Here is a 12,416-nt window from a genome sequence, read left to right as displayed (position 1 = left end):
CGAAGCTTCGCCCGCGAGCCATAGCAAAATTGGAACCCTCATAGCTCCAGGGCGTTGTCCTTGCGAACAAAATGAAAAGGAGAGTTTCATGGGCAGCACGACCGACAAGATCAAGGGTAACGCCAACGAGGCGATCGGCAAGGCCAAGCAGGGCATCGGCGAAGCCACCGGTTCCGACCGCCTGAAGGGCGAAGGCGTGGTCCAGGAAGTGAAGGGCAAGGGCCAGCAGGCCATGGGCGATGCCAAGGACGCGGCCAAGGATGCGATCGATCGCGCCGCGGCAGCCGCAAAGCGCGCGGCGGAGTGACGCGCTGCAATCTGAATGCGAGAAGACCGGCCGAAAGGCCGGTCTTTTTGTTTCGACTGCTCTCTATGTCATGCCCGGCTGCGCCGTCACTTCACTGCGAGCAATTCCACGTCGAACATCAATGTCGCGTTCGGCGGGATCACGCCGCCGGCGCCGCGCGCGCCGTAGCCGAGCTGCGGCGGGATGATCAGCGTACGCTTGCCGCCGACCTTCATGGAGGCGACGCCCTCGTCCCAGCCGGCGATGACGCGGCCCTTGCCGATCGGGAATTCGAACGGCTCCTTGCGGTCGACGGAGCTGTCGAATTTCTTGCCCTTCTGGCCGTTCTCATAGAGCCAGCCGGTATAGTGCATCACGCAGATCTGGCCGGGCTGCGGCGAGGCGCCGGTGCCGACGGTGGAATCGATGATCTGCAAGCCTGAAGCTGTGGTCATGGTCTTTCCTGCGGTCTGGGCCGAGGCCGTGGTGGAAACGAAATGCGACACGCCGGCGATCACGGTGATCGCGAGCGCCGACATCAGGGTGAGGAGCGCGCGCTGGAAACGCTGCATAAGGCACCTTCCGTTTGAGGCGGAAGGTGTCTAGCGCAACGCGGGTGGGGTTTCCACCCCTCACACCTCGATATTTTCCAGCCGGACCGGGAGCTTGCGGATGCGCTGGCCCGTGGCGTGGTAGATCGCATTGCAGATCGCCGCATTGGTGCCGACATTGGCGAGCTCGCCGACGCCTTTCACCCCGACGGGATTGATGCGGTCATCCTGCTCGGACAGCAGGATGACCTCGACATCGGCGACGTCCGCATTCACGGGCACGAGGTAATCGGCGAGATTATCGTTGACGTAGCGCGCATTGCGCTCGTCGATCTCGGTGGCCTCCAGCAAGGCCGAGGACATGCCCCAGATCAGTCCGCCCATCAGCTGGCTCCGGGCCGTGCGCGGGTTCATAATGCGGCCCGCGGCGAAGGCGCCGACCAGGCGGGGGCAGCGGATCTCATGCGTGAAGCGATTGACGCGGACCTCGACGAACTCCGCGCCGAACGCATAGGCGATCTGGTCCTTCATCTGGTGACCACCCACGAGCCGCACCTGCCCGCTATGCATGGCGCGGAAGGAATCCGGCGGCGCGCCTTCCGGCTTCCACTCGCCATATTCCTCGACCACGCCGACTCCGAGGGCGTCGAATGCCTTCTCCAGATCCAGTGGCTGGTCGCCCTTCGCGGCCTGCGTGGCCGGTGTCTGGCCGATGCCCACGGTCTCCCTGGCCTTGTCCGTCAGGCTTTGGCCCGGCATCACCGCCTTGAACAGGCGCTGCCGGATCTGGTCGCACACCATCGTCACCACCGAGCAGGTGCTGGCCGTGGAGTTCGAGCCTCCGGCAACGGGCGCCGGCGGCAGATCGCTATCGCCGATGAAGACCGCGACCTTCTCCAGCGGCACGCCGAGCCTTTCGGCCGCGGTCTGGGCAATGACGGTGTAGGCGCCCGTGCCGATCTCGTGGCCGGCGATCTCGACCCGGGTGCGGCCGTCGCGCTGCAGCCGTACGCGAGCTGCTGCGGGCCCCATCTGCGCCGGATAGCAGGTTGCGGCACAGCCATAGCCGATCAGCCAGTCGCCGTCCGACATCGATTTGGGCTGAGGCGAGCGTTGCGCCCAGCCGAACGCTTTCGCGGCCTCGTCGAAGCAGGCCATCAGCGAGCGCGAGGTGTAGGGCTTGCCGCCGATGGGCTCGTTGGTGGCATCATTGACACGGCGAAGCTCGACCGGATCCATGTTCAGCTTGACCGCGAGTTCGTCCATCGCGCTTTCCAGCGCGAACAGATACGGCACCTCCGGCGGCGAGCGCATGAAACCGGGCGTGTTGCGGTCGGCCCGCACGATCGAGACGAGGCTGTCGACATTCGGGCAGGCATAGAGGCGCGTCGTCGTCTTGGTGCCGCCGACGCAATAGGCGTCGGGGCGCGAAGACACCTCGGCGCCCTCATGCCTGAGCGCGACCAGCTTGCCGTCGGGGCGCGCGCCAAGCTTGATCTCATGACGGGTCTCGGCACGGTAGGTGGTGATGGTAAAGCCCTGGTCGCGGGTCGGGACCAGCTTGACCGGCCGGTTCAGCCGCTTGGCGATGCCGGCGATGATCGCCGTGCGCGGCGTCATCGAGCCGCGCGCACCGAAGCCGCCGCCGACATAGGGGTTGACCACGCGCACCTTGTCGGCGTCGATACCGAGCTGCTCGGCCACGCCATACTTCAGGCCGTAGACGAACTGGCTCGGCTCGTAGATGACGAGCTCGTCGCCCATCCAGGCGCAGCTCGTCGAGAACAGCTCCATCGGGTTGTGATGCTGCGTCGGCGTCTCGTAGGAGGCGCTCAGCTTGACCTCGGCCTCGTCGAATGCCTTGGCGAAATCGCCGACTTTCGGGTCTTCCTTGAACTGGGCATTCTGCCCCTTCGCAGCCGCCGCGGTCGTCCCCGGCGAGTCGAAGGTCGCGCTTGGCGTGGTCGCGGTGTAGCTGACCTTGACGCGGTTGGCGGCCTCGCGCGCCGCCTCGTAGGTCTCGGCAACGACGACCGCGATGATCTGGCCGTCATGGGCGATATCGGCGGATTTCAGCGGCTGGATCGTCGTTCCCGCATAACCGCCGTTGCTGAAGAGCTTGGAATCCTTCAGCTTCGGTGCGTTCTCGTGGGTCACGATATCGATCACGCCGCGGACACGCCTGGCTTCATCGAGATCGAAGCCGTCGATCCGCCCCTTGGCGATGGCGCTGGTGACGAGGAAGGCATAGGCGGGGTCGGAGAGCGGCATGTCGGACGCATAGGTTGCGCGTCCCGTCACCTTTACGACCGCGTCGTAGCGCGGCACAGGCTGGCCCATGTTCGCCTTCGGCTCGGGAGCGGCAGCTTTCATGATCAGATCTCCATCGTTACGGCCTGCTGGAGCGCACGTGCCACGACGCGCTTGCCGAGCGCGATCTTGAAGCTGTTGTGCCGCCGCCCCTTGGCGTCCGCGAAGGCGGCATCGGCAACACGCTGCGCCAGGCCGTCATCGAATGTCTGTCCTTTCAACAGCGCCTCCGCCTCGCGCGCCCGCCAGGGCACGGTGGCGACACCGCCGAGCGCGACGCGCGCATCGCGGATCGTGCCGTTCTGCACGTCGAGCGCGACCGCAGCAGAGGACAGCGCAAACTCGTAGGACTGCCGGTCGCGCGCCTTGAGATAGACCGATCGGGGCCAGCGTCCGGAGATTGAGAACGCCGAGATCAGCTCACCCGGTTGCAGCGTGGTCTCGATATCGGGGGTGGTGCCGGGCGCCTTGTGCAGCTGCGCAAACGGCAGGCTGCGGGCCCCGGATTTTCCGGTGATCTCGACAGTTGCATCCAGAGCCATCAGCGCCTGCGCGAAATCGCCGGGATAGGTCGCGATGCACTGGTCGGAGACGCCGAGCACCGCGTGCATACGGTTGACGCCGTCCATGGCGGCGCAGCCCGAGCCAGGATTGCGCTTGTTGCAATTGTCGTAGGACACGTCGCGGAAATAGCTGCAACGCGTTCGCTGCATCACGTTGCCGCCGAGCGTCGCCATGTTGCGCAGCTGGGCGCTTGCGGCGAGCTTCAGGGAATTGGCGATCACCGGATAGCTGCGCTGAATTTCGTCGTGCGCGGCCACGTCCGACATCTTCGCGAGTGCGCCGAGGCGCACACCATCGCCCTTTGGCTCGATTGCCGACCAGCTACGCGCGAGCGGATTGATGTCGACGATCGCGGCAGGCCGCATCACGTCGAGCTTCATCAAATCGATCAGCGTGGTGCCGCCGGCGAGCGGCTGCGCGCGGGCCTGGGTCAGCGGATCGTTCGCGGCCGCAGCAGCGCCGAGCGTCCGCACGGCCGTATCGGGATCTGTTGCCCTCTGGTACGAAAACGGTCGCATGCGCTAGCCTTTCGTGATCTCGGGCGCGGCCTGCTTCACCGCGGCGACGATGTTGGGATAGGCGGCGCAGCGGCAGATATTTCCGCTCATATACTCGCGGATGTCGGCCTCGCTGCTGGCATGGCCCTCCTTGACGCAGGCAATTGCGGACATGATCTGGCCGGGCGTGCAATATCCGCACTGGAACGCGTCGTTGTCGATGAAGGCCTGCTGCATCGGATGCAGACGATCGTCGGTGGCGAGGCCCTCGATCGTCGTGATCTCCTGCCCCTCGGCCGCAAGCGCGAGTGTCAGGCACGACACCACCCGCCGGTCGTCGACCAGAACCGTACAGGCGCCGCATTGGCCGTGGTCGCAGCCCTTCTTGCTGCCGGTGAGCTTGAGATGGTCGCGCAGCGCATCGAGCACCGTGGTCCGCGCGTCGATGTGCAGACGCTTGTCCTTGCCGTTGACCCGCAGCGTGACATCGACGGGAAGCGACGGATCCTGTGCCGCCGGGGTCCGGGCCTCCTCTGCGGCCGCGCGGGCCGTGAGCGGGACCAGCGCGCTGCCGGCCGCGCCGGCCATGAAGGCGCGCCGGTCGAATGCTGATTGCTTGGAACCTGGTGTGTCGGACATCGACGCCTCCGCCGCTGATCTCTCAAGGCAGCGCACGCCTGCACCGCTGATCGCCCCTTAACCTGAAGCAATGAGCTCCGTTCCGAACGGGAAAGGGCGATGCGGCAAATGCCGCATCGCCCTTCGTCAACTTTTCCTGATGTCGCGCGAGGAACTCGCGCTGCGATCAATAACCCAGCGCGCAGCCGTCCTTGCGCGGATCGGAACCGCCGGTGAGCGTGCCCTTGTCCCAATCGATCCAGATCGCCTGTGCACCGCCGAGCGGGCCGACCACGCTGGTGGTCTTGTGACCGAGCTTCTTCAGGCCCTCGACGATTGCGGCCGGCACGCTGTCCTCGAGCTGATACTGGCCCTCGTAGTGCAGGCCGCGCGGCATGTCGATCGCTTCCTGCACGTCGCAGCCATAATCGAGGATATTGGTCAAGACATGGGTTTGGCCGGTCGGCTGATACTGTCCGCCCATCACGGCAAACGACATCGTCGAACGGCCGCCCTTGGTGAGCAGGCCGGGCATGATCGTGTGCAGCGGGCGCTTGCCGCCTTCGATGCAGTTGGGATGTCCGGGCTGGATGCGGAAGCCGCCGGCGCGGTTCTGGAACAGGACGCCGGTCTTGTTGGAGACGATCGCCGAGCCGAAGGAATGCGCGACTGAATTGATGAACGAGCAGACGTTGCGGTCCTTGTCCACCACCGTGATGTAGATGGTTGAGGGATTCATCGGCGGCGCGACATTCGGCAGGTCGAGGAGGCCGTCCATGCGGATCTTGCTGATGTACTCGTCGGCAAAACCCTTCTCGAGCATCTCGGCGACGTTGATCTTCATGTGCTCGGGAGAGGCGACATGCATCTAGCGATTCATGTAGGCGATGCGCGCGGCTTCCGCCTCGAGATGGAAACGCTCGACGCTGACGGGCGCGTACTTGGTCAGATCGAAGCGCGACAGGATGTTGAGCATCAGGAGCGCAGTGACGCCCGGACCGTTCGGCGGGCACTGCCAAAAATCATAGCCCTTGTACATGGTGCCGATCGGCGCTGTCGTCTCGGTGGTGTGCGCGGCGAAGTCGTCCAGCGTGTGCAGGCCACCGATCCCACGCAGCGTCTCGACCATGTCTTCCGCGATCGGGCCCTTGTAGAAGGCATCGCGGCCGTCCTTGGCGATCGCCCGCAGGGTCTTGCCGAGCTCGGCCTGGCGGATGACGTCGCCGGCCACCGGTGGCTTGCCGCCCGGCAACAGGTAGCGGACGGTGTTGGTGCCGGCCTTCAACTTCTCGAACTGGTTCTTCCAGTCGAAGGCGATGCGGGGCGCGACAACGTAGCCCTCCTCGGCGGCCTTGATCGCGGGCTGCAGCAGCCGGTCGAAGCCGAACTTGCCGTGATCGCGCAGGACGGTGGCGAAGGCATCGACCACGCCGGGGATCGAGACCGCATGCGCCGAAGTCAGCGGCACGGAGTTGATCTTGCGCTCGAGATACCAGTCGGCATTCGCCGCCTTCGGCGCGCGGCCGGAGCCGTTATAGGCGACGATCTTGCCCTCCCCGCGCGGCTGGACCAGCGCGAAGCAGTCGCCGCCGATGCCGGTCGATTGCGGCTCGATCACGCCGAGCACGGCCGAGCCTGCCACGGCCGCGTCCACCGCGGTGCCGCCCTCGCGCAGCACCTCGATCGCCGCGAGCGAGGCCTGCGGGTGCGAGGTCGCAACCATCGCGTTGGTGGCGTGAACCGTGGACCTGCCGGGGAAATGGAAGTTTCTCATCGAATTTCTTGCTCTCTTGGCCGTGGGCGCGGGTGGCGCGCGATCTCGGAAAAACCGGGTCTACATGACACATTCCCGCGGCCGTCGGCAATGCTGGCATGCCAGCGAAATGGCTGCCATCTGCTGGACGTATGGACCTTCGCGGCCGGCGGCGATGTGGGTTTTCCGAGCGGCGGGCGCCTGCTAAACGAGCCGCCATGTCTGATCCGCATTCGGTCACCAAGGTCGCAGCCTTCTATCAGTTCGCCGCCCTCCCGGAATACCGCGAGCTGCGCGAGCCCCTGCGCGCGTTCTGCGCCGGCCTGAAGCTGAAGGGCAGCGTGCTGCTGGCGCAGGAGGGCATCAACGGCACGCTCGCCGGCGCGCCGGCCGCGATCGACGCCCTCGCGCGTGAGCTGACGCACGGCGACCTGTTCGGCGGCAGGCTCGATAATCTCGAATTGAAATTCTCGACCGCCGAGGCGATGCCGTTCGGGCGGCTCAAGGTGAGGCTGAAGAAGGAGATCGTCACGCTCGGCGATGCGGCGGCCGATCCGACCCGCCAGGTTGGCACCTACGTCGAGGCAAGCGAATGGAACGCGCTGATCTCCGCGCCCGACACGCTGCTGCTCGACACCCGCAACGCCTTCGAGGTGGCGATGGGAACGTTCGCGGGGGCGGTCGATCCCGGCATCAGGAGCTTCGGCCAGTTCAAGGATTTCGCGGCCGAGCGGCTCGATCCGGCAAAGCATCGGAAGATCGCGATGTTCTGCACCGGCGGCATCCGCTGCGAGAAGGCGAGCGCGCATCTGCTCGCGCGCGGCTTTGCCGAGGTCTATCACCTCAAGGGAGGCATCCTCAAATATCTGGAAGAGGTGCCGGAGGCGCAGAGCCGATGGAGGGGCGAATGCTTCGTGTTCGACGAGCGCGTCGCACTCGGCCACGGTTTGCGCGAACGGAATAAGGACGCAGCGCGTGACGAATGAGATCAGGACGCTGAGCGAGCGCATCGACACGCTGGAGACGCGGCTCGCCTATCAGGACGACACGATCGAGACGTTGAACGAGACCATCACCGCGCAGTGGAAGCAGATCGATCTGTTGACGCGAAAGATCGCAGAGCTCGGCGAGCGGCTGCAGGACGCCGAGGCCAATGCGCCTGGGCCTGTCAACGAGCCGCCGCCGCATTATTGAGCCGCCTACTGGCCGGACGCCTTGGGCATCAAATTCATGAGTTCGCCGGACATCATCAGGCGGTTGCGGCCTGCGTCCTTGGCCGCGTAGAGCGCGCGGTCGGCCGCCTCAAGCAGCGAGCTCACGCCCGCCGTGCGTTCCAGCGCGGGCCGGCATGTCGCGCCGCCGACCGAGGCGGTGACGCAGCCGGCGGCCTGATTGCTGTCATGAACGAGGCCGGCGTCGTGAATGGCCTTGCGGATCCGTTCACCAACCTGGGCGCAGCCGGCGGCATCGGTGTTCGGCAGCAGCATGGCGAATTCCTCGCCGCCATAGCGCGCCGCCAGATCGCCGGCGCGCTGCGTCTCGGCCGCGATGATCTTTGCGACCAGGCGCAGGCAGGCATCGCCCGCGGGGTGGCCGTATTCGTCGTTATAGGCCTTGAAATAATCGACATCGATCATGAGCAAAGCGAGGCTGGAGCGGTCGCGATAGGCGCGTGCCCATTCTTCCTTCAGCCGCTCGTCGAAGCGACGGCGGTTGGCAAGGCCCGTGAGGCTGTCCTCGATCGCCAGCGTCTCGAGCCTGGTTTCCAGCTTCTTTTGCTCGGAGATGTCGCGGGAGATCGCGACCACGCCGTCGACGCGGCCATTGTCCTTGCGCGTCACCCGCATGGTCGATTCCAGCCAGACTTCGCCGTCTTGCCGGTGCGAGTTGCGGTAGGTGAGGCGCGCCTCCTCCCGCTCGCCACGCTTCATGGCGTCGACGACCGCCTGAACCGCCGGCAGATCCTCGGGATTGATGCCCGCCAGCGCCGGCGTGCCGACCAATTGATTGGGGCGCCAACCGACGACGCGCACGGACGAGGGCGAGACATAGCGCAGGTGCTCGTCGAGCCCGATGCGGGTCACCATGTCGCTGGAGCCTTCGGCGAGCAGGCGGAAATGCGCCTCCTTCTCGACCAGCGCCGCGGCCATGCGCTGGCCGCGCTGCAGCTGCCGCACCAGCACGGCGCCGATGACCGCGATCAGCAGCACCAGCGCGACGACGTAGAGCATGCGGGAGATTGCCGCGGCACGCCAGGGCGCCAGCAGCTCGTCCTTGTCGATCGTGGCAATCAGGAGCAGCGGGAAACGGCTGCTGCGCTTGAAGAAACTGACGCGCTCGGCACCGTCCAGCGGCGACTTGAAATGGTAGGCGCCGCTCGGCCCCTGCAGGCTGGCGTCGCGGAAGAACGGCGTGTCGGAAACGCTGCGCCCGACGAACGCCTCGTTGCTGGGATTACGCGCGATCATCAGGCCGTCGCCATGCGTGAGCGACACCGAGCTGTTGCGGCCGATCTCGAACTGCTCGTAGAAATGCGAAAGATACTTTGAGCTGATGGTCGCGATCACCACGCCGCCGAAGCTACCGTCCGGCTTGTTGAAGCGGCGCGACAGCGTGACCACCCATTCTCCGTCCAGCAGGCTCTTTACGGGAGGGCCGACATGGGGCTCTCGTTTCGAGGAGAGCCGATGATAGCGGAAGAACGCATCGTCGCTGAGCGTTGACCGGATCGTGCCAGGCGAGGTCAGCCAGTTGCCCTGGTCGTCGATGATGGCGAGGCTGTGAATGCGCTCGAGGGCCTTTTTGCGCGCTTCCAACAGGATGCGCAGCTTCGCGATCGTGACCGGCGAAGTGCCGTCCATTTCGAGCCGGCTGACGACGCCAACAACCCCGGAATCCAGGAGATCGAGGCTGTCCTCGGCATGCTGGGTCAGCGACCGGGCGACGTTCGCCATTTCGGTCTCAGCACCTCTCAGCACCGCATCGCGCGCGGTCCATTCGCGCCAGCCGCTGACGCCGAGGATGGCCGCGCCGGTCAGCGCGACGAAAGCCGCCGCACGCAGCGGCAGGTGGCTCCATCCAGTTCGCTGGGTCGTAGCACTCATGCGGCAGAATTTCTCCGATGTTTCGGAGCCTCTGCCGCTTCTATTAGGGAACTCTGAAATCCCGCCGGCAATACGCAGCGTCCGCCGGTTTCCCGGTAGTCCTACGGACGCCGCAATCGGCGCATCGCTAACAAGATGTTAGCGAACCTATCGGAATCCGGCGTGCGCCTCCGCCCGCTAGCTGAAGATCGCCTTGACCTTGTCCCAAAGCGAGGGACTGTCGGCCTCGGCATCGGCCTTCGAGGGCGTCGGCTGTGCCGCGCTCACGGGATCGGATGCCGGGAAGGTGTCCTTCAGCCCGGCGTCGAGCTTGGATTGCCGATCGGCGGCCAGCGCCTCGTGCAGATCGTCAGCATGCTTGTCGGGCGGCGCGGGATTGAATGTCTCAGCCATGATGTCCTCCGTCGGGGTCAACGCGGCCCCGTCGCGCTGGTTCCCCTGTTCCGCTGAGGGCCGAGGCGGTGTATCAGGGGCGATAACCCTGTTCAGGACCGTTCGTGCCCCAATCTGCAAAAAAGCCCTTCATCGACGTGCTCTCCGACCAGCGCCAAAGCATCCCGCCCATGTGGATGATGCGGCAGGCCGGCCGCTATCTGCCGGAATATCGCGAGGTGCGTGCCAAGGCCGGCGGCTTCCTCGACCTCTGCTTCAATCCGGAGCTTGCGGCCGAGGTGACGCTGCAGCCGATCCGCAGGTTCGGCTTCGACGCCGCGATCATCTTCTCGGACATTCTCGTCATCCCCTATGCGCTCGGGCGCTCGGTGCGGTTCGAGGTCGGCGAGGGCCCGCGGCTGGATCCGCTGGATGATCCCGCCAAGGTCGCGACCCTCTCGCCGCGCGCCGACTTCGGCAAGCTCGAGCCGGTGTTCCAGGCGCTCAAGCTCGTGCGCGGCGCGCTGGATCCGAAGATCGCGCTGATCGGCTTCTGCGGCGCGCCGTGGACGGTCGCGACCTACATGGTCGCCGGCCAGGGCACGCCCGACCAGGCGCCGGCACGGATGATGGCCTACCGGCATCCGGAGGCGTTCGCTGAAATCATCGACGTGCTGGTCGAGAACTCAGTCCAATACCTGCTGGCGCAGCTCGAAGCCGGCGCCAATGCCTTGCAGATCTTCGACACCTGGGCGGGCGTGCTGCCGCCGGCCGAATTCGCGCGCTGGTCGGTCGAGCCGACGCGGCGCATCGTCGAGGGGGTGCGGGCCAAGGCGCCGGATGCCAAGATCATCGGCTTCCCGCGCGGCGCCGGCGCGCTGCTGCCGGCCTATGTCGAGGCGACCGGCGTCAATGCGGTCAGCATGGACTGGACCGCGGAGCCGGCCTTCATCCGCAACCACGTGCAGAGCAAGGTTGCCGTGCAGGGCAATCTCGATCCGCTGGTGTTGATCGCAGGCGGCGCCGCGCTCGATCGCGCGATCGACGACGTGCTGGCCAATTTCGCGCAAGGGCGCCTGATCTTCAATCTCGGCCACGGCATCCAGCCGGAAACGCCGATCGCCCATGTCGAGCAGATGATCAAGCGCGTGCGGGGTTAATTCGCCCTGCCCCGACCGGCAGACACAAAAACGCGAAAACAACCCCATGCACAGTAGGCAAGTCTTTGAAAAGGCTGGGCCGGCATGACGCGGCTCAGCCGTGCGTTTGACGCGGCGGGCAAAACAGACGCGGCGTTCTCGCGATGAGGCTCAGCGCGGCCGGCTGCGCTCGATGATCTCGGCGGCGCCCTTCGTCAGCAGGTCCAGGCCCACCGCACGCCCGAGCTCGCGCGGGCGATCGGCCGGGCCTTCGCGCGAAGCCTCGATGATGGTGTTGCCGGAGAGATCGAGCACGGACGCGGTGAGCGACATCCGATCGCCCGCGATGGTCGAGAAGCCCGCCACCGGCGAATTGCAATGACCGTTCAGCACCCACAGCACCTCGCGCTCGGCGTCGGCGCAGGCATGCGCGGCGGGATCGTCGATCGACGACAGGATTTTTCGCGTCTGCCAGTCCTGCGCCGCGCATTCGACGGCGACGATGCCCTGCCCCGCCGCAGGCAGCATCTCAGCCGGGGTGAATTCATAGGCGATGCGATCGGCGAGGCCGACGCGGTCGAGGCCCGACCGTGCCATGATCAACGCATCGGCCGGCCCGACGGCGCCGCCATCCGGCAGCCGCTGCATCTCGCCATTGTCGAGCTTGCGCACGCGCGTGTCGGCGGCGCCGCGGAAGTGGATTACCTCGATCTCCGGAAACAGCCGGCGGGCATAGGCGGCGCGGCGTACCGCGTTGGTGCCGAGCTTGAAGCCCTTGCCGCGGGACTGGCGCAGCGCCTGCAACGTCACGCCGTCGCGCAGCACCAGAGCGTCGGTCGGCGGATCGCGCGACAGCGTGGCGCCGATGACGAGGCCGGGCGTGTCCTCGTTTCCCGGCATGTCCTTCAGCGAATGCATCGCCGCCTGGAGCTCGCCCGACCGAACAGCCGCCCGGATCTGCGCCACGAAGGCGCCGCCCTTGCCGCCATGCGGCAGCAGCTTGCTGGTCTGATCGAGATCGCCCGTGGTGTCGAACTTGACGATCTCGACGTCGAGACCGGGCACGGCGACGGTCAGGCGGCGCGCGATCTCCTCCGTCTGGGCCAGCGCCATCGCGCTCTTGCGGGTGCCGATCTTCAGTCGCGTAGCCAAGTCCTGGTCCTTTCGAGAGGCGCGTCGTTATCTTTGAGCATGATCTGATCGGAAAACCGGTTCCCACTTT

11 protein-coding genes and 1 pseudogene are annotated in these 12,416 nt (G+C 66.0%); 4 read left to right on the top strand and 8 right to left on the bottom strand.

Annotated elements, in window-relative coordinates; translation table 11 throughout:
* The first annotated feature begins 88 nt into the window (after nucleotides 1-88).
* Nucleotides 89-307: a CsbD family protein gene (locus K410_RS0110445; RefSeq protein WP_028134789.1), complete on the top strand. Its 219-nt coding sequence runs from the start codon at nucleotides 89-91 to the stop codon at nucleotides 305-307.
* Between the two features lie 86 nt (nucleotides 308-393).
* Here K410_RS0110445 and K410_RS0110440 read toward each other — a convergent pair whose 3' ends face one another.
* The 5 genes and pseudogenes from K410_RS0110440 to ggt all read right to left on the bottom strand — a co-directional run bounded on the left by K410_RS0110440 (nucleotide 394) and on the right by ggt (nucleotide 6,600).
* Nucleotides 394-858 (bottom strand): FKBP-type peptidyl-prolyl cis-trans isomerase, encoded by a 465-nt coding sequence (locus K410_RS0110440; protein WP_018323238.1) that lies wholly within the window; start codon nucleotides 856-858, stop codon nucleotides 394-396.
* 60 nt (nucleotides 859-918) lie between these two features.
* Nucleotides 919-3,210, bottom strand: coding sequence for a xanthine dehydrogenase family protein molybdopterin-binding subunit (locus K410_RS0110435; protein ID WP_028134788.1), 2,292 nt, complete (start codon nucleotides 3,208-3,210; stop codon nucleotides 919-921).
* Between the two features lie 2 nt (nucleotides 3,211-3,212).
* Complete coding sequence (locus K410_RS0110430) at nucleotides 3,213-4,229, bottom strand: FAD binding domain-containing protein (protein WP_028134787.1); 1,017 nt, start codon at nucleotides 4,227-4,229, stop codon at nucleotides 3,213-3,215.
* A gap of 3 nt (nucleotides 4,230-4,232) precedes the next feature.
* Nucleotides 4,233-4,847 (bottom strand): (2Fe-2S)-binding protein, encoded by a 615-nt coding sequence (locus K410_RS0110425; protein ID WP_028134786.1) that lies wholly within the window; start codon nucleotides 4,845-4,847, stop codon nucleotides 4,233-4,235.
* Between the two features lie 166 nt (nucleotides 4,848-5,013).
* Nucleotides 5,014-6,600, bottom strand: a pseudogene (ggt, locus tag K410_RS0110420) (gamma-glutamyltransferase).
* Between the two features lie 197 nt (nucleotides 6,601-6,797).
* Here ggt and trhO point away from each other — a divergent pair.
* A complete protein-coding gene (trhO, locus tag K410_RS0110415) occupies nucleotides 6,798-7,565 on the top strand; it encodes an oxygen-dependent tRNA uridine(34) hydroxylase TrhO (protein WP_028134785.1) in 768 nt (255 codons plus the stop codon).
* Nucleotides 7,555-7,773, top strand: a complete 219-nt coding sequence (locus K410_RS0110410; protein WP_028134784.1) for a SlyX family protein — start codon at nucleotides 7,555-7,557, stop codon at nucleotides 7,771-7,773. Before trhO ends, K410_RS0110410 begins: the two co-directional genes overlap by 11 nt.
* A 5-nt stretch (nucleotides 7,774-7,778) precedes the next feature.
* On the opposite strand, the gene K410_RS0110405 is transcribed toward K410_RS0110410, so the two are convergent.
* Together K410_RS0110405 and K410_RS0110400 are read right to left on the bottom strand one after the other, a co-directional pair.
* On the bottom strand, nucleotides 7,779-9,683 hold the full coding sequence (locus K410_RS0110405; RefSeq protein ID WP_028134783.1) for a diguanylate cyclase: 1,905 nt from the start codon (nucleotides 9,681-9,683) through the stop codon (nucleotides 7,779-7,781).
* Between the two features lie 177 nt (nucleotides 9,684-9,860).
* Entirely contained in the window at nucleotides 9,861-10,076 is a 216-nt protein-coding gene (locus tag K410_RS0110400) for a hypothetical protein (RefSeq protein ID WP_028134782.1), read from the bottom strand.
* A 104-nt stretch (nucleotides 10,077-10,180) separates the two neighbouring features.
* Here K410_RS0110400 and hemE point away from each other — a divergent pair, with 104 nt between their 5' ends.
* Nucleotides 10,181-11,215, top strand: a complete 1,035-nt coding sequence (gene hemE / locus K410_RS0110395; protein WP_028134781.1) for a uroporphyrinogen decarboxylase — start codon at nucleotides 10,181-10,183, stop codon at nucleotides 11,213-11,215.
* Nucleotides 11,216-11,365: 150 nt separating this feature from the next.
* Here hemE and hemC read toward each other — a convergent pair whose 3' ends face one another.
* Nucleotides 11,366-12,346 (bottom strand): hydroxymethylbilane synthase, encoded by a 981-nt coding sequence (gene hemC, locus K410_RS0110390; protein WP_028134780.1) that lies wholly within the window; start codon nucleotides 12,344-12,346, stop codon nucleotides 11,366-11,368.
* Nucleotides 12,347-12,416: the final 70 nt, after the last annotated feature.

The organism is Bradyrhizobium sp. 22 (assembly GCF_000482425.1).
In the GTDB taxonomy this organism is placed as follows: Bacteria; Pseudomonadota; Alphaproteobacteria; order Rhizobiales; family Xanthobacteraceae; genus Bradyrhizobium; species Bradyrhizobium japonicum_B.
Note: the sequence above shows the minus strand (reverse complement) of the source record. Positions and strands in the feature narration are given on the sequence as shown.